24 protein-coding genes are annotated in these 23,295 nt (G+C 37.0%); 8 read left to right on the forward strand and 16 right to left on the reverse strand.

All coding sequences use genetic code 11. The features are described 5' to 3' along the window. The first annotated feature begins 237 nt into the window (after positions 1-237). Positions 238-1,356: a sporulation integral membrane protein YtvI gene (ytvI, locus tag QRY57_RS22595; protein WP_286016145.1), complete on the forward strand. Its 1,119-nt coding sequence runs from the start codon at positions 238-240 to the stop codon at positions 1,354-1,356. A gap of 294 nt (positions 1,357-1,650) precedes the next feature. On the opposite strand, the gene QRY57_RS22600 is transcribed toward ytvI, so the two are convergent. The 8 genes from QRY57_RS22600 to dnaE form a co-directional block, all read right to left on the reverse strand. Beyond that, positions 1,651-2,040: an FxsA family protein gene (locus tag QRY57_RS22600; RefSeq protein ID WP_026593636.1), complete on the reverse strand. Its 390-nt coding sequence runs from the start codon at positions 2,038-2,040 to the stop codon at positions 1,651-1,653. Between the two features lie 317 nt (positions 2,041-2,357). After that, the gene (pyk, locus tag QRY57_RS22605) at positions 2,358-4,115 is read right to left on the reverse strand and encodes a pyruvate kinase (protein ID WP_090687852.1); all 1,758 of its coding nucleotides are present in this window, start codon (positions 4,113-4,115) and stop codon (positions 2,358-2,360) included. Positions 4,116-4,168: 53 nt separating this feature from the next. After that, positions 4,169-5,128, reverse strand: coding sequence for a 6-phosphofructokinase (gene pfkA, locus QRY57_RS22610; protein WP_208017352.1), 960 nt, complete (start codon positions 5,126-5,128; stop codon positions 4,169-4,171). Positions 5,129-5,256: 128 nt separating this feature from the next. Next, positions 5,257-6,231 carry an acetyl-CoA carboxylase carboxyl transferase subunit alpha gene (accA, locus tag QRY57_RS22615; protein ID WP_286016146.1) on the reverse strand — a complete coding sequence of 325 codons (975 nt, stop codon included), beginning with the start codon at positions 6,229-6,231 and terminating at the stop codon, positions 5,257-5,259. After that, on the reverse strand, positions 6,219-7,088 hold the full coding sequence (accD, locus tag QRY57_RS22620) for an acetyl-CoA carboxylase, carboxyltransferase subunit beta (protein ID WP_026593640.1): 870 nt from the start codon (positions 7,086-7,088) through the stop codon (positions 6,219-6,221). Before accD ends, accA begins: the two co-directional genes overlap by 13 nt. Positions 7,089-7,327: 239 nt before the next feature. Continuing rightward, on the reverse strand, positions 7,328-7,972 hold the full coding sequence (locus QRY57_RS22625; protein WP_026593641.1) for a FadR/GntR family transcriptional regulator: 645 nt from the start codon (positions 7,970-7,972) through the stop codon (positions 7,328-7,330). A gap of 14 nt (positions 7,973-7,986) precedes the next feature. Continuing rightward, positions 7,987-9,195: an NADP-dependent malic enzyme gene (gene ystJ / locus QRY57_RS22630; protein ID WP_208017413.1), complete on the reverse strand. Its 1,209-nt coding sequence runs from the start codon at positions 9,193-9,195 to the stop codon at positions 7,987-7,989. A gap of 133 nt (positions 9,196-9,328) precedes the next feature. Next, entirely contained in the window at positions 9,329-12,655 is a 3,327-nt protein-coding gene (dnaE, locus tag QRY57_RS22635) for a DNA polymerase III subunit alpha (protein WP_286016147.1), read from the reverse strand. A gap of 117 nt (positions 12,656-12,772) precedes the next feature. Between dnaE and ytrH the strand changes: the two genes are divergently transcribed. Both ytrH and ytrI read left to right on the forward strand, forming a co-directional pair. Beyond that, positions 12,773-13,111, forward strand: coding sequence for a sporulation membrane protein YtrH (ytrH, locus tag QRY57_RS22640; RefSeq protein WP_026593644.1), 339 nt, complete (start codon positions 12,773-12,775; stop codon positions 13,109-13,111). Continuing rightward, on the forward strand, positions 13,108-13,611 hold the full coding sequence (gene ytrI / locus QRY57_RS22645) for a sporulation membrane protein YtrI (RefSeq protein WP_026593645.1): 504 nt from the start codon (positions 13,108-13,110) through the stop codon (positions 13,609-13,611). The genes ytrH and ytrI overlap by 4 nt, the downstream gene beginning before the upstream one ends. 44 nt (positions 13,612-13,655) lie before the next feature. Here the strand turns inward: ytrI and QRY57_RS22650 are convergent, their stop codons facing one another. Continuing rightward, entirely contained in the window at positions 13,656-14,588 is a 933-nt protein-coding gene (locus QRY57_RS22650; RefSeq protein ID WP_286016148.1) for a DHH family phosphoesterase, read from the reverse strand. Between the two features lie 455 nt (positions 14,589-15,043). Between QRY57_RS22650 and QRY57_RS22655 the strand changes: the two genes are divergently transcribed. Then, positions 15,044-15,349 (forward strand): YtpI family protein, encoded by a 306-nt coding sequence (locus QRY57_RS22655; RefSeq protein ID WP_286016149.1) that lies wholly within the window; start codon positions 15,044-15,046, stop codon positions 15,347-15,349. Between the two features lie 14 nt (positions 15,350-15,363). Here QRY57_RS22655 and QRY57_RS22660 read toward each other — a convergent pair whose 3' ends face one another. Then, positions 15,364-15,624, reverse strand: coding sequence for a DUF3949 domain-containing protein (locus QRY57_RS22660; RefSeq protein WP_026593648.1), 261 nt, complete (start codon positions 15,622-15,624; stop codon positions 15,364-15,366). Between the two features lie 124 nt (positions 15,625-15,748). Between QRY57_RS22660 and QRY57_RS27315 the strand changes: the two genes are divergently transcribed. After that, positions 15,749-16,042: a hypothetical protein gene (locus tag QRY57_RS27315; protein ID WP_490715733.1), complete on the forward strand. Its 294-nt coding sequence runs from the start codon at positions 15,749-15,751 to the stop codon at positions 16,040-16,042. Here QRY57_RS27315 and QRY57_RS22665 read toward each other — a convergent pair. Then, a complete protein-coding gene (locus tag QRY57_RS22665; protein WP_026593649.1) occupies positions 16,016-17,329 on the reverse strand; it encodes a DRTGG domain-containing protein in 1,314 nt (437 codons plus the stop codon). The two genes, QRY57_RS27315 and QRY57_RS22665, sit on opposite strands and share 27 nt — an antisense overlap. Before the next feature lie 247 nt (positions 17,330-17,576). On the opposite strand from QRY57_RS22665, the gene QRY57_RS22670 reads away from it, so the two are divergent. Continuing rightward, positions 17,577-17,735 carry a hypothetical protein gene (locus QRY57_RS22670; RefSeq protein ID WP_286016150.1) on the forward strand — a complete coding sequence of 53 codons (159 nt, stop codon included), beginning with the start codon at positions 17,577-17,579 and terminating at the stop codon, positions 17,733-17,735. Positions 17,736-17,775: 40 nt separating this feature from the next. Here the strand turns inward: QRY57_RS22670 and QRY57_RS22675 are convergent, their stop codons facing one another. Next, complete coding sequence (locus QRY57_RS22675; RefSeq protein WP_286016151.1) at positions 17,776-18,459, reverse strand: metal-dependent hydrolase; 684 nt, start codon at positions 18,457-18,459, stop codon at positions 17,776-17,778. 148 nt (positions 18,460-18,607) lie between these two features. On the opposite strand from QRY57_RS22675, the gene pepQ reads away from it, so the two are divergent. Together pepQ and QRY57_RS22685 are read left to right on the forward strand one after the other, a co-directional pair. After that, positions 18,608-19,705 (forward strand): Xaa-Pro dipeptidase, encoded by a 1,098-nt coding sequence (pepQ, locus tag QRY57_RS22680; RefSeq protein WP_026593651.1) that lies wholly within the window; start codon positions 18,608-18,610, stop codon positions 19,703-19,705. A 430-nt stretch (positions 19,706-20,135) separates the two neighbouring features. Further along, entirely contained in the window at positions 20,136-20,969 is an 834-nt protein-coding gene (locus QRY57_RS22685; RefSeq protein WP_286016152.1) for a DUF2785 domain-containing protein, read from the forward strand. 12 nt (positions 20,970-20,981) lie between these two features. Here QRY57_RS22685 and QRY57_RS22690 read toward each other — a convergent pair whose 3' ends face one another. The 4 genes from QRY57_RS22690 to QRY57_RS22705 form a co-directional block, all read right to left on the reverse strand. Further along, on the reverse strand, positions 20,982-21,188 hold the full coding sequence (locus tag QRY57_RS22690) for a hypothetical protein (RefSeq protein WP_026593653.1): 207 nt from the start codon (positions 21,186-21,188) through the stop codon (positions 20,982-20,984). A gap of 382 nt (positions 21,189-21,570) precedes the next feature. After that, positions 21,571-21,915 carry a DUF6176 family protein gene (locus tag QRY57_RS22695; protein WP_026593654.1) on the reverse strand — a complete coding sequence of 115 codons (345 nt, stop codon included), beginning with the start codon at positions 21,913-21,915 and terminating at the stop codon, positions 21,571-21,573. Between the two features lie 2 nt (positions 21,916-21,917). After that, positions 21,918-22,712, reverse strand: coding sequence for a GNAT family N-acetyltransferase (locus tag QRY57_RS22700; RefSeq protein ID WP_286016153.1), 795 nt, complete (start codon positions 22,710-22,712; stop codon positions 21,918-21,920). Further along, entirely contained in the window at positions 22,709-23,041 is a 333-nt protein-coding gene (locus QRY57_RS22705) for a cupin domain-containing protein (RefSeq protein ID WP_286017921.1), read from the reverse strand. Before QRY57_RS22705 ends, QRY57_RS22700 begins: the two co-directional genes overlap by 4 nt. Positions 23,042-23,295: the final 254 nt, after the last annotated feature.

Raw genomic sequence — 23,295 nt, forward strand, 5'->3', positions numbered from 1 at the left:
TGTTTACATTTACCAAGAAAGACGAGCACTCTCCTTTCTTTTCTTATAAGAAACAGGTAAAATAAAAAGTAGATTAAATGAGGCTCTTGTCAATCAGTATAGGGGATTTTTTACTGTCGATTAGCCCTCGCCGTCAGGCTTTTACGAGCAAATTGCTTTACACCGCCCGTAAATAGCGGGATAAATCCATCATTCCACTATAACATAAATACGATTTGGAATGGGAGGTAAACACCTTTGAATCGAAACTCACTGTATATGATATTGCGACTTATATTTGTCATTCTAGCAACAATAATTGGGTTTTATGCGCTTTTGTATGTTTCAGGTCTTATATACCCTTTTATCATCGCATTAGCTTTTGCTTACTTGATTAATCCAGTCGTAAATTTTCTCAATCAAAAATTACAATTTCCCCGTGCCTTAGCGGTACTCGTCAGCTTAGTTCTCGTGTTTGGCGCCTTAGTCGGACTCGTTACGTATCTTGTAACAGAAGCGATTTCCGCCACAACTTACTTACTACAAATCGTCACAGAGAAGTTTCCAGCAATTGTACAGTATGCACAGCAATTTGCACTCAATAATATTATGCCTTTATATGATGATTTAATTTCTAAATTTAATCATCTTGGGGAATCACAACAATATACCATTACACAAAACATTCAAAATCTAGGAACGGAAGCAACAAAGCAGATGAAGGACTTGTTGACTGCTATTATAAGCGGATTAACAAACTTCATTAGTGCACTCCCAACAACTTTAACAGTTCTTGTTTTTATCTTATTAGCAACTTTCTTTATTAGTTTTGATTGGCATGAACTTGCTCATAAAGGAAAACGCTTGCTGCCAAATCGCCTACACGGATACGGAAAAACTATTTTTGTCGATTTACGAAAAGCGCTATTTGGGTTTGTAAAGGCACAACTCACACTTGTGTCTATGACAACCGTCATCGTACTAATCGGATTATTAATTTTACGTGTACCGTATGCTATCACAATTGCAATCATTACAGGAATTGTAGACTTACTTCCTTATTTAGGAACAGGAGCAGTCTTTGTTCCTTGGGTTATCTATGTATTTTTCACAGGAGATACAGCCTTCGCAATCGGCCTACTTATTTTATATATTGTTGTCATTGTTCAAAGACAAATCATGGAACCAAAAGTGTTATCATCCAACATCGGGCTTGATCCATTATCGACGCTTATTGCATTGTTCGTTGGATTTAAACTATATGGTTTTTTAGGATTAATCATCGGCCCAGTTACATTAGTACTATTAAACACATTGCACAAGGCCCATGTATTTCATGATTTATGGAAATTCATTAAAGGGTCACCATTAAAATAAAGTAAAACTTTAATCCGTGGGGTTTCCTTCATCAGCCCACCTTCTCTTCCTCGTTTCCCTCTGAACCTTGAGACGGGGTCTTACTACTCACAAATAGAACAAGGGAATTATCCATATGTTATGGGTAATTCCCTTGTTTTTGCATAAAAACGACCCTTTTAAACACCATTTTACATTTTTATTCTATTTTACACATAATTATTATTGGTATTTCTTCCTTTTTCTACAAATGAATAATTATACATTTTGTAATTCGACAAAAAATAACACTTAGAACAAATCGCGTTCTAAGTGTTATTTTTGCACGATAACGGTTGTGTTCCTTCTTAATTTCCACTCTAACCATTTCATTACAACAGGCTTAAATAGCTTTCTTGTTAGTGGAAATATAAAAACAAACCCTATTATATCCGTTACATATCCAGGTACTAACAGAAGGACTCCACCTATAAAGACAAAGATCCCATCTAATACGGCATCACCTGGCATTTCCCCTCTATTCAATCTTGACTGAATTTCTCTTAGCACCATAAACCCTTGTTGTTTTGCTAAATAAGCACCAAGGGCAGCCGTAAACACAATCATAGCGAAAGTTGGCCACATGCCAATTAAATGACTAGAACCAATGAGCACTGTCACTTCAACTGTAGGAATTAAAATAAAAAGAAACAGAAGCCACTTCATACTCTCACACCTTTTCCTTCGTTATATTTAAAGCACAATACCCCTCATTTCATTCAAATAAAAACAAGGCACTGAGCTAATAAAATGCGCTCACAACGTCGAGATAACCCCTTAATTCCCTCCAAGAAGTACATTAGACTTTCCCCCTTACTAATCACAAAACAATCCCTTCTTACCAGGTTTTAAGACTTCAAACAACACCTATCTAAGGGGTAATCCTTTTCAACTAATGAAAGCCCCACTTTTTCAGAATGATTTTTATCTTTAAATTGTAAAAAAAAAGAGAAGGACTCCTATCCTTCTCTCCATATTACTTCTTATAGCACTTCCGCATGTCCATTATAAACAATTCCGCGCGCTGCATCAACTGTTACTTCTTGGCCATTTTTTAGAGTTGCTGTTACACCGTTTACACCAACGATAACTGGAATGCCGATTGATACACCTACAACAGCTGCATGGCTTGTTAAGCCGCCTTCTTCTACAACTAGAGCTGCCGCTTTTTCAATTGCAGGAATCATATCTTTATCCGTACTTGTTGTAACAAGGATGTCACCTTCTGTTACGTTCGCTACAGCTTCTGCAGCTGTTTTCGCTACAACTACTTTACCTTTTGCTGCTTTACGACCAATCCCTTGTCCCTTAGCGATTTCTTCGCCAACAACATGGATTTTCATTAAGTTTGTTGTACCAGTTTCAGCAACTGGAACACCAGCAGTAATTACAACAGTATCTCCAAGTCCGATTAGACCCGCATCCATAACCGTTTGAATTGCAGTATCTAACATTTCATCAGTAGATGCTGCACGTTTTCCAGCCATAAATGCTTGCACACCCCAAACAAGTGCAAGACGACGACCCACTTGCTCGTCAGATGTTACAGCTACGATTGGAGATTTTGGACGATATTTAGAGATCATTTTTGCAGTGTATCCACTTTCTGTTGGAGCTACAATTGCAGCTACATCAAGAGCAAGCGCTGTGTGTGCAACAGATTGACTAATCGCATCTGTAATTGTTGGAGTGAACTCTTTAATACGTTTTTTGAACATATCTTCATATTGCAATGATTTTTCAACACGTACTGCGATGTTCGCCATCATTGTTACTGCTTCTACTGGATATTGACCCGCTGCAGTTTCACCAGAAAGCATGATTGCATCTGTACCGTCGAAGATTGCGTTCGCTACGTCACTCGCTTCCGCACGAGTTGGACGTGGGTTACGTTGCATAGAATCTAACATTTGTGTTGCTGTAATAACCGGTTTACCTAATACGTTACATTTTTTGATTAGACGCTTTTGTACTAATGGTACTTCTTCTGGCGGAATTTCCACACCCATATCACCACGAGCTACCATTAAACCATCAGAAACTTCTAAGATTGAATCGATGTTATCGATACCTTCTTGGTTCTCAATTTTTGGTACGATTTGGATGAATTGAGCATTGTGTGCTTCTAATAATTCACGGATTTCTAATACGTCAGCTGCTTTACGTACGAAAGATGCTGCAATGAAATCAACTTTTTGCTCGATACCAAAGATGATATCTTGTACATCTTTTTCAGTGATACCAGGAAGCTTAATGCTTACGTTTGGTACGTTAACACCTTTTTTATTTTTTACAGTTCCGCTGTTTAATACTTTTGTACGGATGTTTCCAGCAGCTTTCTCGATCACTTCCAGTTCGATAAGACCGTCATCAATTAGAATGCGAGAACCTGGGTCTACATCATCATAAAGACCAGCATAAGATACAGAGAACTTCTCTGCAGTTCCTAATACTTGCTCTGTAGAGATAACTACTTCTGCACCTGTTACTAGTTCAGCTTGTCCGTCTACGAAATCATGTGTACGGATTTCTGGACCTTTTGTATCAAGTAAGATTGCAACTGTTTTACCAGTTTTCTTTGAAGCTTCACGAATGTTTTTAATACGCGCTCCATGCTCTTCATGGCTACCATGAGAGAAGTTTAAACGAGCAACGTTCATACCCGCTCCGATTAATTGCTCTAATTTTTCAATACTTTCACTAGCAGGACCTATAGTACATACAATTTTTGTTTTACGCATATTGCACCTCCGAAAATTATGAAACCGTTCCCAAGTATTTGACATTACGCCGATTAGATAGATAATTCTTTTGACAATTGATACATATCTTTATCAATCGTATGTTTTTGAGCTAACGCTTCGATAATGTCATGATCAACAAGTTTGTTATTTTGGATACCTACGCAACGTCCACCTTTGTTTTCAATCAACAACTCAACTGCTCTTGCGCCAAGACGGCTTGCTAAAACACGGTCTTGTGCACTTGGTGATCCACCACGTTGTACGTGACCTAATACAGTTACACGAGTATCAAAGTTTGTTTCTTCTTCGATTTGCTTACCGATGTCAATTGCACTTCCAACACCTTCAGCTACCACGATAATACTATGTTTCTTTCCACGCTCACTACCACGTTTTAAACGAGCGATTACATCTTGCATGTCATACTCTTCTTCTGGAATTAAGATTGTTTCTGCACCATCAGCTAAACCAGCCCATAATGCGATATCTCCAGCATGACGCCCCATTACTTCAATAACATATGTACGTTCATGAGATGTAGCTGTATCACGAATTTTATCGATCGCATCAATAACAGTGTTTAACGCTGTATCGAAACCGATTGTGAAATCTGTTCCAGGAATATCATTATCGATTGTACCTGGTACGCCGACACATGGGAATCCTTGCTCTGTTAATTTTTTAGCACCTTGGTAAGAACCGTCTCCACCAATAACAACAAGTCCTTCAATGCCAAACTTCTTTAATTGCTCGATTCCTTTTAGTCGTACTTCTGGGTCTTTAAACTCAGGACATCTCGCTGTATATAATTTTGTACCACCGCGGTGGATAATATCGCCTACAGAACCAAGCTCTAATTTTTCAATATGACCAGAAATTAATCCAGCGTATCCATGGTAAATACCATATACTTCTATATCATGGAAAATCGCTTTACGAACAACTGCACGAATGGCAGCATTCATACCAGGTGAATCTCCACCACTTGTTAATACACCAATACGTTTCATTTGTACTCACCTCATAAAGATTATTTGCCTTATAATAAAATAACATGAAGAAATATAAAAATACAATGGAGAAGATGTGTCTTTTCACAATAAAAACGTGCATTCGCGAAGTGGAACGCACGCTTTTCTTATTTTATCCAAATGGAAGCGTTTGAAAACGAAACTTGCCCAATTTTCATATATTTTTCATAACGTTTTTCGACTAATTCCTCTTTCGAGATACCGTTTAATTGCTGGAATGTTTTTCTGAGCATTATGTCGATGTTTTCTGATTGTTTTAAAATGTTACGATGCGCACCGCCACGCGCTTCTGGAATAATTTCGTCAATTACACCTAATTCTTTCAAATCCGCTGCCGTAATTCTCATCGCTTCAGCAGCTTCCCTCGCTTTTCCTGCATCTTTCCAAAGAATCGCTGCCGCTCCCTCTGGTGTAATAACAGAATAAGTGGAATTTTCTAGCATATGAATGTAATCCCCTACTCCAAGACCTAGCGCACCACCGCTGCCACCTTCACCAATAACGATACAAATAACTGGTACAGTAAGCCCTGCCATTTCAAATAAATTACGGGCAATCGCTTCACTTTGACCACGTTCTTCAGCAGCTTTACCAGGATACGCACCTTTCGTATCAATAAAGCAAATAATCGGGCGATTAAATTTCTCAGCTTGCTTCATTAAACGTAGTGCCTTTCGATATCCTTCTGGATGAGGCATTCCAAAATTACGACGAATATTTTCTTTCGTATCTTTCCCGCGCTGGTGTCCAATTACCGTTACAGGCATCCCATCATATTTCGCAATGCCGCCGACAATCGCTGCATCATCGCCATATAGACGATCTCCATGACATTCAAAAAAATCAGTAAATAAGTGCTCAATATAATCGAGCGTTGTCGGTCGTTCTGCATGACGAGCAATTTGAACGCGATCCCATACTTTCATATTGCCGTATATTTCTTCCTCTAGATTTTCTAGCTTCCCTTCCAAAATACGAATCTCCTCACTGAAGTCCATCTGGCTGTTGTTCGTATAGTCTTTTAGTTCACGAATCTTATTTCTTAGCTCAACAACTGGTTTTTCAAATTCTAACTCTGCCATACAGCCGTTTCCCCTCCTTGATGAACTTCTAAAATCTTACGGAGCGATTCTCTCATATCATTGCGATGCACAACCGCATCCAATTGACCGTGCTCTAATAAAAATTCTGCCGTTTGAAAGTCTTCTGGCAGTTTCTCACGCACCGTTTGTTCAATTACACGTCTACCAGCAAAGCCGATAAGTGCACCTGGCTCTGCAAGATTATAATCACCAAGTGAAGCAAAACTTGCCGAAACACCGCCTGTTGTCGGATGAGTCATAACAGAAATAAATAATCCTCCAGCATTGCTATGTTTTTTCAAAGCTACGCTCGTTTTTGCCATTTGCATTAAACTTAAAATACCTTCTTGCATGCGCGCGCCGCCCGATGCAGTAAAGATAATAAATGGAACTTGTAACTCGTATGCTTTTTCAACTGCACGTGCAATTTTTTCGCCTACAACAGAGCCCATGCTGCCCATTCGAAAACGAGAATCCATTACTGCAATCACAACAAGCATTTCATCAATTGTTCCTTCACCTGTCACAACCGCTTCGTTTAATTCTGTTTTCTTGCGATCACTCTCTAGTTTCTCTTCATAATTTGGGAATCCAAGTGGATTTACCGAAACCATCTCTTTGTCGTACTCACGAAATGAACCTTCGTCCAATACACTGTCAAGGCGCTCCCACGCATTCATCGGATGATGATAACCACAGTTCACACATACTTTTAAATTTTTCAGAAGCTCTTTTGTATACATGATTTTCTTACATTTCGGACATTTTGTCATAACACCGTCCGGCACATCTCTTCGTACTTGTTCTGAAGGAATTGCAGCATACTTTTTCTTTTTTACGAATAAATCTCTTAGCACAATTTGACCCCCTTTGTTGAGAGCTAAGGTTAGGGTAAGAAGAAAACTGGGCTAACACCAAAATTCGATGTTAGCCTTGTCTTCTCAATCTGTCTAATAGAGGATGTTCAAAAAGTCCGGTAAAGATCGCTCCTTTTTGAACACGCACTCATAACCTCTCTCTTTACGTTTAACTTTAACCGCTATGCGATAGATTGTTTGTCATAACGTGTCATGGTCATTTCGACAAATTTTATACATTACGAGTGAAACTGCATGTTTCCCATTAATTCATCATATATTTTTAGCGCCTCTTCTTCTTTTTTCTCGTATAGCGCTTCATAAAGCTTTCTATAAGTTTCTATAGATTCTAATGAAATTTCATAAGAAAGAGTCGCAACGTAATCATTTACAATTCTCCAAACACGATACAGTAAATAATTGTCCACTTGTTCAATAAGTGTTTTAAAAAACGTTTGATGGAACTCCTGGATTGAACTTTCGTCCTTTTTAAGAACTTGTCGCAACATACCTAATACATTAGAAAACGTTTCTTTCGGTAAATCACATACGATTCGAAGAATATCTTTTTCAAGTAATCGTTTCATCTGTAACAAATCACGAATTGTTTTCTCATCTTGTAATAAAAATGGTGCGATTAGTTGAACAAGACCGTTATCATAGAAGTTTCGAATAAACGTCCCTTCTCCGCGTCTTGTCTCAATTAACCCTACGAGTTCTAAAGCTCGCAATGCTTCCCGTACAGATGAACGCCCGGCATTTAAACGTGCACTTAACTCACGCTCAGATGGTAATCGATCACCTGCTACTAAACCATCCTCTTCCATAATGGAACGGATTTTCTTTACAATTTCGAGATATACTTTTGTATTTGATGATGTCAATGGAAATTCCTCGCTTACTCTTTACCAATCAGCGCTAATTTTTTTGTTTTCTCAGCAACTTCATTTGGATCTACTTGACGGCGAGCTACTCCTGTCTCCATCGCCGCTTTCGCAACGTAAGCCGCTACCTGAGGCGCTACACGCGCGTCAAACGGTGCCGGAATGATATAATCCGCATTTAACTCATCTGCCGTTACAAGCTCTGCAATGGCTTGTACAGCTGCCATTTTCATTTCTTCATTAATTTGCGTAGCATGTACATCAAGTGCACCACGGAAAATACCAGGGAATGCTAGTACATTATTTACTTGGTTCGGGAAGTCAGAGCGACCAGTCCCAACAACAGCTGCGCCTGCTGCTTTTGCAATTTCCGGCATAATTTCTGGAACCGGATTTGCCATTGCAAAAATAATTGCATCGTCATTCATTGTACGAACCATTTCCTCAGTTAACGCACCCGCTACAGATACACCGATAAATACATCCGCACCTTGCAGGACATCTGCTAATGAACCTTCTACACGATTTTTATTCGTATATTTTGCAACTTCATCTTTCACTGGGTTCATCCCAACAGGGCGACCTTCATAAATTGCGCCTTTTCGGTCACACATAATAATGTCGCGTACACCATAGCGATATAAAAGTTTAATGATTGCAATACCCGCTGCACCTGCACCATTTGCTACAACTTTAATGTCAGACATTTTCTTTCCAACTAGCTTAAGTGCATTTACAAGACCCGCTACTGTTACGATAGCTGTACCGTGTTGATCATCATGGAATACAGGAATATTTGTTTCCTTTTTTAGACGTTCTTCAATGATAAAGCAGTTTGGTGCTGCAATATCCTCTAAGTTTACACCGCCAAATGTTGGCTCCATTAATTTTACAGTTTCAATAATCTTATCTACATCGTTTGTATTTAAAGCAATTGGGAATGCATCTACGCCAGCAAAACTCTTGAATAATACTGCTTTACCTTCCATTACTGGAAGAGATGCTTCTGGTCCGATATTACCAAGGCCAAGTACAGCTGTTCCATCCGTCACAACTGCTACCATGTTTCCCTTCATCGTATATTCATATACCTTACTTTTATCGTCATAAATTTCTTTACAAGGTTCTGCAACCCCTGGAGAATACGCAAGACTTAAATCTTTAGCATTTTCTACTTTTACTTTTGATACAGTTTCTAATTTTCCTTGATGCACTTTATGCATGTGAAGTGCTTCTTCACGAAGTGTTGACAAACTATCCACTCTCCTCAAATTATTCTTGCTGATATTATTCTCTCCAAGTGGTCTGACCACGAACACAATTACTATAATAATCGAACTATAGGGAAATTGTCCATTATATTTTCACTACGACATTTTCCTCACCGACTATTTCACGAAGTGCTCCTAAACATTCTTCACTTGGATGAATTGATAAACTACGAGATAATTGTACCATTTTATGTTCCTTTTCATAATAAATTAGTACTTTCACAAAACCTGAATAGTGAAACAATATTTTTGTAACTTGATTTAACAGCCTCTTTTCATACTGCGAGGGTAGTTTTACATAAATCGACGCTTCTTTCATTTCATTGTAAACATCCATTTGTTCCAATGGATAAAGACCGTTCACAATCCATTGCAATTTATGATTTCGCTGTTCAATCGTCCCCTCCACTAAAACAATTGCACCTTCTTGTAACCTCTCCGCAAAATGAATATACGTCTCAGGAAAAACAACTGCTTCCATTTCATCATTTTGATCACAAAAAGTGACGAACGCCATTTTTTGCAATTTTTTCGTCCGAATGACTTTTACACCTGTTACATAAACAATTGCACGTTGTACTTTTCGCTTTTGCCTCATCGCTTGCGCAAGCGATGGAATTTCTAGTTCTTTTACAAGCTTTGCGTACTGCGCCGTTGGATAACTGGATAAATAAAAGCCAAGCGCTTCTTTTTCATTATTTAATTGTTCAATAAAAGATAGCTCTTCTCCTTGTACATATACTGATTTGGGGACACTTTCTTCCCCTAATTCACGAGCAAGGCTTGCGTACTCTAGAGCCCCCTTAATACTGTTAAACAACGTTGTTCGCGAAACTTGAAAATCATCGAAACAGCCTGCCCAAACAAAAGCCTCTAAATTACGCTCCGTAACAAACTTTGCTGGCATACGAAGACAAAATTCAAATAAATCTTGGAATGGATTTCTTTCTCTTTCCTCTATCACCGCATTCACTGTAGCCATCCCTATATTTCGAATTGACAGCAAGCTATAACGGATTGCATTCCCTTCTATTTGGAAATTGTAACTACTTCTATGAAGAGACGGCGATAAAACACGAAAACCTTTGCGCTTCGTTTCGCGTATATATTGCACAATCTTATCTTCATTACCTATCGCACTAGATAACAGCGCAGTCATAAACTCTAAAGGATAGTTCGCTTTTAAATAAGCAAGCTGATATCCAATCATACTATAGGCTACAGCATGACTTCGGTTAAAACCGTAATTCGCAAATCTCACAATTAAATCATAAATTTGTTCTGCTGATGTCTTATCATATCCATTTCGTAAACACCCTTGTACAAAATGCATTCTTTCTTGATCTAAAATCTCACGTTTTTTCTTACTCACTGCACGGCGAAGCAAATCAGCTTCCCCGAGTGAAAACCCTGCTAACTGCGAGGCGATTTGCATAATTTGTTCTTGGTATACAATGACACCATATGTGCTTTTTAAAATCGGCTTTAAATCCGCATGTAAATAATGAATTTGACGCTTTCCGTGCTTTGATTCAATAAAGGTTGGAATTTGCTCCATTGGTCCTGGGCGATATAATGCGTTAACAGCAACAATATCTTCAAACTCATTTGGTTTTAAGCTACGTAATACATTCCGCATTCCTCCGGATTCAAGCTGGAACACGCCTGTTGTATCTCCTTTTCCAAGTAACTGGAATGTCTTTTCATCCTCAAGTGGTAAATTCCGTATATCAATTTGTTTACCAGTTTTAGTCACAATAAAATTAAGAATATTTTCGAGTAACGTTAAATTACGTAAACCTAAGAAGTCCATTTTTAACAGGCCCAGTTCTTCTAACACTTCTGCTGGATATTGCGTTACATATACATCGTTATGCCCTTCTTGAATCGCAACACTCCCCGTTAACGGCTCCTGACTCATTATGACTCCCGCCGCATGAATAGACGTATGACGTGGTAAACCTTCGACGCGCTTTGCAATTTCAAAAACACGCTCATGCAAGAGATTTCCTTGTACAAATTCACGAAGAGACCTAGATTCTTCATACGCTTCTTTTAATGTGATTCCAAGCTTTGACGGAATAAGTTTTGAAAATATATCGATATCCCTTGGTGGAAGCCCCATTACGCGGGCGATATCTCGAATCGCTGCTTTTGCAGCAAGCGTTCCGAACGTAACTATTTGAGCAACACGAAGCTGACCATATTTATCTTTTACATAACGAATCATCTCATCACGTCTAATATCCGGAAAATCAATATCAATATCTGGCAGCGTAACACGTTCAGGATTTAGAAATCGTTCAAACAGCAAGTCGTACTCAATTGGATCGATGTCTGTGATTTCTAACACATAAGAAACAAGTGAACCTGCTGCTGAACCACGACCCGGCCCTGTTAAAATGTCATGTTCATGTGCGTATTTCATAAAATCCCAAACAATGAGGAAATAATCACTAAATCCCATGCGAGAGATAACTTCAAGTTCATGTTCTAAACGTTTCCTATGTACATCTTGAACCGTTCTATATCGCTGATTTAGACCCTCATTACAAATGCGGCGCAAATAAGCATCTGATGTTTCATTAGATGGAACAGGAAACTTCGGCAATTGATTGACGTGGAAAGGAATTTCTACGTGGCAACGCTCAGCTATATGAACTGTATTCTGAATGGCTTCTTCATGAGAAAATAAAGCCTGCATTTCAACTGCTGATTTTAAATAATACTGGTCTGTTTTGAGTCTTGGTCTATCTGGATCAGTCATCTTTGTTCCGCTCTGAACTGATAGCAAGCACTCCTGCACAAGTGCATCGCTTTGATTCACATAACGGACATCATTTGTCGCGACGACTGGAATATTCATCTCGTTTATAAATTGTGGTATTTTCTCTTGTAAAAACAGTTCATCTTGAATCGCATGATGCTGCAAACTCATGTAAAAGCTTCCAAACATATTTTGATACGAACGAGCTACTTCTTCAGCGATCTCGTCTCTTCCTTCTAACAATAGCTGTTCAATTTCCCCGTCTTTTCCTGGTGAAATTGCAATCAACCCTTTTGCATAATGAGAAAGCCACTTTTTTGGAATCCCATCTTTAGACTTAGTCATGATCGTACTAGAAATTTTTAATAAGTTTTGATAACCTATTTCATTTTCTGCAAGTAATACAAGCGGATAAGCTCGCTCCTCCTCCTCACTAAACACAGAAGCTGTTAATCCAATAATCGGCTGTATACCATTCTTCTTACATGCTTTATAAAACGGAATGACTCCATACATCACATTTTCATCTGTAATCGCAAGCGATGAAAAGCCAAGCTCTTTCGCCCGAACGATGAGTTCATCAATTTTACAAGCACTTTTTAACAAACTATAAACGGTTTGACATTGTAAATGCGCAAACTTCACTGTTGTACCCTCTCTTTACCTATTTGACTACTCTCATTATAGGTGATGCGGAAAGCGGAAATCAAAACATACTTCTTATACTTTGTCCATATATATGAAAGAGAAAGGAGAATGACGATGGATGTAAGACAATATACTTTTTTCTCTCTTCTTATTATTAGTTATTTTATTGCCTTTGGGGTTATACTTGGTGGTTCTTTAATTGGAGGAGTTGGGGCATTTCTGATTGGACAGCCTGCCCTTACTTCCATTAATCAATTCGCACAAAATTTACGAATTTGGGCACTCGTCGCAGCAATCGGCGGGACTTTTGACACATTTTATAGCTTTGAAAGAAGTTTTTTCGAAGGAGATATGAGAGACATTGTGAAACAAATTTTACTTATCTTTTTCGCAACAGGCGGCATGCAAACCGGTCTTATTATTATTAAATGGATTACGCAGGATCATGTATGAGAGTACCAAGCGATTCTACCGCTAAACGATGGTATTTATTTTTGGGTGGCGCTGCGGTTGGTGGTATTTTTAGCTGGTTTATTTTTTTGTACATATATGGTGTTTTTCAACAAGAACAAGCCAGTACAATCGAAAAACAAAAACAAATCATTAAGAAACAAGAAGAAAAGCTTCATGTTCTTCTTGAAGATCACGATAAACTAAATGAAGAAAACAAGCAGCTCTTAACTATTCAAGAAATTAAAATTAAAATTTCAAACCATGATAAATACGACTTAGACAACCTTACTCTCGAAAACATGACAACATCCATTCACAATGACCTACAGCATCTCTTAACGAAAAATATACAAAGCATTGCGAAAAATAAAGAACTCCTAAAAAAAGTAATTGAAAATAAAGTATATAAACACTATGATCGAACCTATCGCTTCAAAGTTTCCTCACTCTCTTTTGATACCGTGCTCGAAATTGACATCAATATAAAACAAGAAAAGTAGGAACGCAGCGTCCCTACTTTTTCTTGTTTTATATAAGAGTATTCTTATTTACAAATCTCACGCAAGTCTGCAAAAAGACGATCTGCTTCTTCCCAAGAAGACGCTTTTGCACCCGAAGCCATCGGATGACCTCCGCCATTATACTTCATCGCTAGCTTATTAATAACCGGTCCTTTTGAACGAAGGCGAACGCGAATTACATCTTCTTCCTCTAAAAATAGAACCCAAGCTTTTAGTCCGTCAACATTACCAAGTGCCCCAACAACGCCAGATGCTTCAGAAGGAAGGACATCGAACTCTTCTAGCACTTCTTTTGTCAGCTTAATATAAGCCGCTTCCTCTTCTGTCATCGTAAAGTTTTGTAAAATGAATCCATTTAAACGAGCGATTTTCTCTTTCGTTTTATACATTTCGTTATATAACTCTGGAAAATCTACACCCATTTCAACAAGCTCACCTGCATAGCGGAGTGTTCTTGCCGATGTATTTGGGAATAAGAAACGCCCTGTATCTCCAACAATACCAGCTAGAATAAGACGTGCAGATTCTTTCGATAGTTTTAGACCTTTATCTTTTCCATAAGAATACAATTCATAAATAAGCTCGCTTGTAGAACTTGATGTCGTGTCCACCCACGTAATGTCTCCGTATGGATCTTCATTTGGATGATGATCGATTTTAATGAGCATCTTTCCTTTTGTATAACGCTGATCACAAACGCGTTCTTGATTCGCAGTATCACAAACGATAACAAGTGCATTCGCATAAGTCTCATCATCAATTTCATCCATTACTCGTAAATAAGATAAGGTTGGTTCATTGTATCCGACCATATAAACCTTTTTCTCTGGAAACGATTCTTGAAGAATTGTCCCAAGACCACACTGAGAACCTAATGCATCTGGGTCTGGACGCACATGACGGTGAATGATAATCGTATCAAACTCTTTAATCATCGCTAAAATTTGTTCATGCATATGTATAATCTCCTTTTTATTAATTTCTACCTCTGTCATCAATTTTCTTACTTTATCCTTCATTATAACTGAAAATAATTTATTCATGTGGACAATTGCTTTATAATAATAGTTAGAAAGTTTAGATAATGTCTTTTGTTTTTTTGGCATGAATATGAAATGGGCACTAATCGCTTCTATGCTTGAGCGGATCCTCTCTTCCACCTAAAAGAAAGGATTTTATTTCAGGGTTTTTATTTAGATTTATCCAGGGTTTTATCACCCTATCCATCACGGCTTTGTAAACAAAAAGGATTCTCTACTCATTTCCCACCTGTGTTTTCTCTCGGCACGGGGCTAAAATAGGCACTGACCGCTTCTACGCTTGAGCGAATCCTCTCTTCCACCTAAAAAAGAGGGACTTTATATTTCATGTTTTTAATTTATCTACATACAAAATAATGGAGGATTACATTATGCCAGTATTAGTCTTTTGTATTATCATTTCATTTATGTTGTATCTCTTCTATAAAACAAAATATTTTCGTACAAATCGTCAGATGGAAAAAGGGTGGCTTGCTGGAAAATCTGCGATGGCACTTGGTGTATTCGTTGCATTATTCGGTGCAAATCAATTTTTCTTAGACATCTCGACTGCACGTATCATCGTCGGTGTCTTATTTATCTTATTTGGCAGTGCAAGCATCTTTAATGGATTCCGCCAGTATAAACACTTCTCGCCTCTTGCAATCGAAGAAGCAGAGGCATATGAAAAAATGTAAAAAGCATCAGCTATTCATGCTGATGCTTTTTTGTGATTCTTTATTTTCAAAATTAGATAGGCAACAAAAGCAGGTGGAATATTAAAAGGATTGCCTTGCACATGAAAGTGTAATTGTTCTTCTTCAAAAGACATATTTTTATACAGTTCTTGTTGTGAAAGTTTTGTTAGTTGTCTTTGCTCGTTTAATCCTTTAATGTAAAGATACTGAATCGGTATCATCATAAGAAAATAAAACAATGCAACACCACCAAAAAAGAGTAACTCTGATGACATATCAAGCACCATCCTTTTTTCTTTATATATATTAATTATCTGATAATTCAATTATACCATAAACTACCAAACAAAAGGAGCCGCAATCTCATTGATTGACCAAATTGACCCGTTTCTTATGTAATTGTTCATTGTTCCTTTTATCGTCATTGGTTTAGATTTATGTGTTTCCGTAATCATGAAGGAAATGTTCTTAGTTCCTATCATCACACTCATTCTAAACGCTCTATACGAAACATTACTATCCCGATTCTCCTATTACCTTTACTTCATGGAATATAATCTTCCCACTATTTCGTTACTATTAGCTGTATTCATACTCTTTTACAAAAAAAAGCTGAATGAATATCCCTATCATAAAAGGGATTCTCCATTCAGCTCTTTTTCATGTTTATCGATCAATGAGCTGCACCATTAATAGTGCTTTTCCAACAACTTCTCCTCCGTGCCGCACTTCTACATCTACCTTTCCAAATTTACGCCCAATTTCTAACACCTGCGGATGTACAGAAACAACATTGTCGATTTGAACAGGCTTTACAAAGTAGATTGTTAAATTCTCAACAATCGAATCGCTTTTTTTCTGCGCACGAATGGCACGATTCGTTGCTTCTGTGACAACAGTTGTAAATACTCCATATGATAATGTTCCAAATGAACTCGTCATTTGTGGCGTCACAGAAAATTGATAACTGTGTTCGTGCTTTGCTTCTTTCGGTGTCACAAATTGATTTGTAACGATATCTTCAATCGTCTCCCCAACTTGCGGTTGACGTTGAATCATTTGCAGCGCTTGTAGTACATCTTGACGACTAATAATTCCTTGCAAGCGATTGTTTTCATCGACAACAGGAAGAAGTTCAATTCCTTCCCATACCATCATGCGGGCTGCCGCTGCAACAGACATTTTCCCATTTACTGTAATCGGCTGCTTTGTCATTACTTTTTCAATTGGTGTTTCTTTCGCGATACCAATCATATCTTTTGAAGTAACAATCCCTAATACCTTTTTATTTTCATCCACAATTGGATAACGCCCATGCATCGTTTCTTCATTATACGCATGCCATTGTTCTACTCTATCACTAGGTTTTAAATATAGCGTCTCTTCAATTGGTGTTAAAATATCTTCAACAAGTACAATTTCCTTTTTGATAAGCTGATCATAAATGGCGCGGTTAATTAACGTTGCCACAGTGAACGTATCATAGCTACTTGAAATAATCGGTAGCTTTAATTCATCCGCTAATTTTTTCACACGGTCTTCTGTATCAAATCCACCTGTAATTAAGACTGCAGCGCCTGCTTCTAACGCTAGTTGATGGGCATTCGTACGGTTACCGATAATCAGCAAGTTCCCAGCTTCTGTATAGCGCATCATCGCCTCTAATTTCATGGCCCCAATCACGAATTTATTTAATGTTTTATGTAATCCTTCTCTTCCACCAAGTACTTGGCCATCGACAATATTGACCACTTCGGCATATGTTAGTTTTTCAATATTTTCCTTTTTCTTTTGTTCAATTCGGATCGTTCCGACACGTTCAATTGTACTGACATATCCTTTATTCTCTGCATCTTTAATCGCACGATAGGCTGTTCCTTCACTTACACTCAAATCTTTTGCAATTTGACGTACAGAAATTTTATGCCCTACCGGCAGGCTATTAATATGTTCTAAAATTTGATTATGCTTGGTAGCCAAATGGTTTCACCATACTTTCTTTTCCCTAAATTCTTCATGTGTTGTATTTTTAGTATACTATATTTCCGAAACTGTTACACTGTACTTTTATGTATCTGTACTATTTTTTTTATAACAAAAATGACCCTTATATTCTATCAGTCACATTCTTACAACAGTGTAATGCTACTGTCACCTCATTCGATAGTTTGTCTTCTCGTTCCAAGATACAATAAAGACAAGAAGTCAAACGAAGGAGCGAACGAAAATGAAAAAATTTTTAGAAGTTGTAGGTGCTATATTTTTAGCTTTCGTTGATGGCAAAAAAGTTGCAATGGAATTAAATGAAGCACCAGAACAAACATCACCAGAAGTAAAAAAAACACCAAAACAAGCATCGGCTTTCAAACCTATTTTGCACACATAAAAAAACCTTCACTTGTCTTTTCAAATGAAGGGTCTTCTTTTTATATTGTAATACTTTCCCCAGCTTCTAATACCTTACCTGTACTACTTGTTAATTTTTGCACAAAAAGATGCGGATCCTGTTCAATAACTGGGAACGTATTATAATGCATTGGTACAACCGTTTTTGCTCCAATCCATTCCGCAGCTAATACTGCATCCTCTGGTCCCATTGTAAAATTATCACCAATTGGTAAAAATGCGATATCAATTTTGTTCAGAGACCCAATTAATTTCATATCAGAAAATAATGCAGTATCCCCTGCATGATAAATCGTTTTCTCTTCTGCCGTAAATAAAATTCCAGCCGGCATTCCCATATATGTAATCGTCTTATTCTCTTCATCAATATAACTAGAACCATGGAATGCTTGTGTAAATTTCACTTTCCCAAAATCAAATACATGCGAGCCACCGATATGCATTGGGTGCGTATTCACACCTTGCCATCCTAAAAATGTTGCGAGTTCAAATGGTGCAACAACAACCGCATTATTTTTCTTCGCAAGCGCTACTGTATCGCCGACATGATCACCATGACCATGCGATAAAATAATTGCGTCTACCTTAACATCTTCGGCCTTTAAATCTGTTTTCGGATTACCTGTTAAAAATGGATCAATTAAGATAACCTTCCCATTCGTTTCAATCTTTACAACTGAATGGCCATGATAAGATACTTTCACGATTATATTCCTCCCTTGTTTACATTCACACCTTGTATTCTACATGATTTCACAATTCCCTGTCTTTTCAAACATCGATTTGCTTGTCATAACGCTTCCATCCGATGTAAAGTTATATATGTAATTAAAATCTCGGGGGTGCGAATTTATGAATACTAGATTAGAAAACTTAATGCAATGGCTACAAGAACAAAACGTAGAAGCTGCATTTTTAACTTCTACACCAAACATCTTCTATATGACAAACTTCCATTGCGAACCACACGAAAGACTACTCGGTCTATTTGTATTCCAAGAAAAAGAACCAATTTTAATCTGTCCTAAAATGGAAGAAGGTCAGGCTAGAAACGCTGGTTGGGCGCATGAAATTATCGGATTCACTGATACAGACAAACCGTGGGATATGATTACAAAAGCAATTCAAGACCGTGGCATCGATGTAAATAAAGTGGCAATTGAAAAAGAACATTTAAATGTAGAACGCTATGAAGAAGTAAGAAAATTATTCCCGAAAGCATCTTTCCAATCTGCCGAAGAAAAAGTACGCGAACTTCGTTTAATTAAAGACGAAAAAGAACTTTCTATTTTACGTCAAGCAGCTTCCATGGCTGACTACGCTGTTGAAATCGGTGTAAATGCGATTCAAGAAAATCGTAGCGAATTAGAAGTGTTAGCAATCATCGAACATGAAATGAAGAAAAAAGGCATTCATAAAATGTCCTTTGACACAATGGTACTAACAGGAGCAAACTCCGCATTGCCACACGGCATTCCAGGAGCAAACAAAATGAAGCGCGGTGACTTCGTACTATTTGACCTAGGTGTCATCATTGACGGTTACTGCTCTGACATTACACGTACAGTAGCATTTGGCGATATTTCAGAAGAACAAACACGCATTTATAACACTGTACTAGCTGGCCAATTACAAGCGGTTGAAGCTTGTAAACCAGGTGTTACACTTGGCGAAATTGACCGTGCTGCTCGCTCTGTTATCGCAGATGCAGGTTATGGAGATTTCTTCCCACACCGCCTTGGCCACGGACTTGGAATTAGCGTACACGAGTATCCAGATGTAAAAGAAGGAAATCCATCTCCATTAAAAGAAGGAATGGTCTTCACAATTGAACCAGGTATTTACATACCAAACGTAGGCGGCGTTCGTATTGAAGATGATCTCTACATCACGAAAGACGGATCAGAAATTTTAACGAAATTCCCAAAAGAATTACAGTTTGTTAAATAAGAAAAAAGGTAGCGACTGCGCTACCTTTTTTTATATCCTATGTCTCTACTATCTCAAACCTATTAACAGTTATCCTGATTTCAACTTTTTATATACACCTTCATCGTCAAAATTTTAAATTACGTCTGTTTGGATTCCCATATGTAGGTGTTGATTTATATAACTTCTATCATTTCGGATTTTTTATTCATGATGAAATATACAGTCTCATTTCTCATCATAACGTATCCTTCCATAGCACCTTTTTCTGTTTGTTGTTGCACATTCACATGCTCATTCTCAACTTTCTCATTACGTATACATGCTGTTACTATCGTGAAAAGTCCAATAACTTTCTTTTTACTGTAGTATGTATTTCTTGTATATTCTCTATTTCTATTATAATATTTAAATACAGAATTTTCTAAACACACAAAAAAGGAGAGATTGCATGCAACAACTTCAAAAACAATTAGAAGAAATAAAGGCTAATCATTACACCATAGATTCCACGATAGATATCGATAAACTAATTTCAAAAATGCTTCAGCATATCGGCACCCCAGATAGTTATTTACGAGATACATTAATCTACACAACGTTTTTCCATCTTATTACAAATGATCATATTACACACACACAATTATCGCAATTATTGTCACAAAGTATAAGCGAACAATATTTATTTTATAAAATCACTACAGATGATAAGGATGCTGTATTCACTCGATCATTTACAACACTATTAATTGCTTTAATCATATACGCCGATACAAAACATAACTTCTTATCACCGTCTGACATATTAGATGTGAAAGACAAATTAATTATATATATGAACCAAGAACATGATTTTCGCGGATATGTTAGTGAACAAGGTTGGGCTCATAGCATCGCTCATGTTTCAGATACATTCGATGAACTTGTCAACAATCCAAAGCTTGAAACCACATATTACCCAGAAATAATGCAAACTCTATTAAAAAAAGTAAGTGTACATACAACTCATTACAACTATGAAGAAGATGAAAGAATTGTCACTCCTATCATCGCTATGCTTAAAAACGGTTTAAATAAAAAAGAACTCATCTCATCCTTACATTCCTTAGTAAATCAAATGGAAGTTCAAAAAACAAAATTATCTACCGCACCTTATGAAGCGTTATACAGAAATATAAAATCATTTTTGCGAAGCTTATTCTTCCGATTACGAACAAATTCCATATGCAAAGAAACAGAAATCGAGATTGAAAACTTATTAAAAAGATTTCGTCAATACAATTAAAAAGAAGGCCTCTCAAAAGGTGCCTTCTTCCATTTCACTAATATTTAATTGAAATTTAACAATCCAAACTGAGAAAAAGTGTACACAAATCGCGATGGCCATACATGTCCCGCTCAAAAAAGTTAAAATTGGGTGCGAGTATGAATGTCCTAAACCATAAGACGCTCCAACAAAAAACATTGTTATGTAGATATAAATTGCTCCATGTATTTGCTTCATATAGGCCCCCTTTTTCCATATTATAACATAAATTTTCTAACTATTCTCACTAATGTTTCGAAATAGATATTTCTCAACTGTTCCCCCTCTTATATATGGTACTCCCCACAACTAATTTCAATTATTCTTTAATTCTACTTGAATAATCATTTGCAATTGCATTTATAATTCTTTATATTAAGAATTATAATAATAAGTGTTTATTATAGCAGAAAATTAATAGAGGGGCTTTTTATTCCTTCAAATTCATGTAATTAGAATCACAATGTTGAGCGCTCTAACAGTATTTCTTATATGAGTAGAAAGGCTTGAAATATGTAATTTTCTACAAGTAAAAAAGCCCATCTCCTCTGATGAACTTTTCCTATTACTTACAAAAATATTATTTCATCGCTTCTTTAACAACATCTTGAATCATAACAACTTCTGTTTTCATATGGGAAACAGGTGATTCTTCATCGATACATTCATACCAAAACTCTAAATGCTTTTTATCAATTTCATGCTGAGAACTTTCGACATCTATTCCGCCTTCTCCTTGTACCGAATACCAATACAAATACTCTTTCTCATCCCTTATTTCCCGGAAAATTGTCTCTACATACATTTTTTCGTCGTTTAATGTCAAAAGTACTTCTTTCATATGATTATTGAGAAGTTTCATCCACTCATCCACACGATGACTTTTTCCTGGTTTCACTTTAAATCTTGTTAATTCGACCTTCATGTTTATTCCCTCATCTTTTTTCGTACATATAAAACATATTCTATCGGATGACAAAAACCTAATTTACCCGCTAAATTTTGTGAAGAAATGTTATCGCTATTACAATCCCAACACGGTGTAATTCCATTTTGTATGCAATGTTCTATGAAAGAAGTTGCGACTAATCCAGCAAGCCCTTTCCGTTGATGGTCTGGATGTGTTGCAATATCAATTTCCGCAAAATCATCACCTCTAAAAATTGAAATACACTCCGCCACTACCTTTTGACCTTGTACAATACAAAAACCAAAACCACGCTTCAAAAACGTTTCTTTTGATCCCCAATACTCTTTATAATACTGCTCCGTAAATTCCGTACTTTTTTCTATTACATTTTTATCGACACGTATGACCTGGTACGTAAAATCATCTACTTCTCTTTTTCCATCTTCAAAGCACTCTCTTTGAAATAGAAATTTTTTTCGAGGGATTTTCCGAAATACATCCTTGAAATGATTTTCAATAATGTTTTCCCAATCTAAGCTAGACACAAATAATGTGAATCGTTTCTCTGTTGTTAAAACATTACTTTCAATGTGAGAAAACAAAGTACATTGAAATTCCTGATCATATGTATCTCCAAACAAATAGTAAATACCATTAGCAGTCACAATCATTCCTGCTGTTAATCTATCATTTACAAAGATTTCACCATCTATCGTTTGATCACATACTGCATAGGCAAAAGTAGCTGTCTGTTTGTTCTCTTCTAAAACCGGAAGAATCTTATGATACTCTGGTAACACTAACTTTCTCATACATTCTCCACAATAACAGTATCCGCTTCTAAGTTTTCAAAACAGAGGTTAACGGTTCGCTGTAGTGCTCTTGTGCGGTGGAGAGTACCTGCTGGAATTAAAATAGAATCATTCGGTTTTAGTACAGTTGTATCCTTATCCTGAAAATCGATCAACAATTCTCCCTCGAGTACTATAAATAATTCATCCGAATTCGAGTGAAAGTGCCAATCATATTCTCCCGTAAACACAGCAATTCGCAAACAATGATTATTTATATTCGAGACAACAAAATTTTTGTGCTGCTCTGTAATCTCTTTTGTGAGTTCTAAAAGATTTACTTTCTCCATCATTCTTCCCATCCCCTAAGTTATTTATTATTTCCGCAAAAACCACCCAAGTACAATTACAATTGCAAAGATCAAAAACATTTCTATTTCTGTTTCCTTACTTTTTTCACTTCTTCTTTTAATTCTCGTACAGTTTGTTCTAAACTAACGATAGCTTCTCCTCTCGTTCAAATCATTTCTCTTTTGTATTTTTTCTTCTGGCTCTTTTGTTAAATTTATTACTGCGCTTCCTTTCTGCGATACACTATTCCATC

This window comes from Bacillus arachidis, from assembly GCF_030285945.1.
In the GTDB taxonomy this organism is placed as follows: domain Bacteria; phylum Bacillota; class Bacilli; order Bacillales; family Bacillaceae_G; genus Bacillus_A; species Bacillus_A arachidis.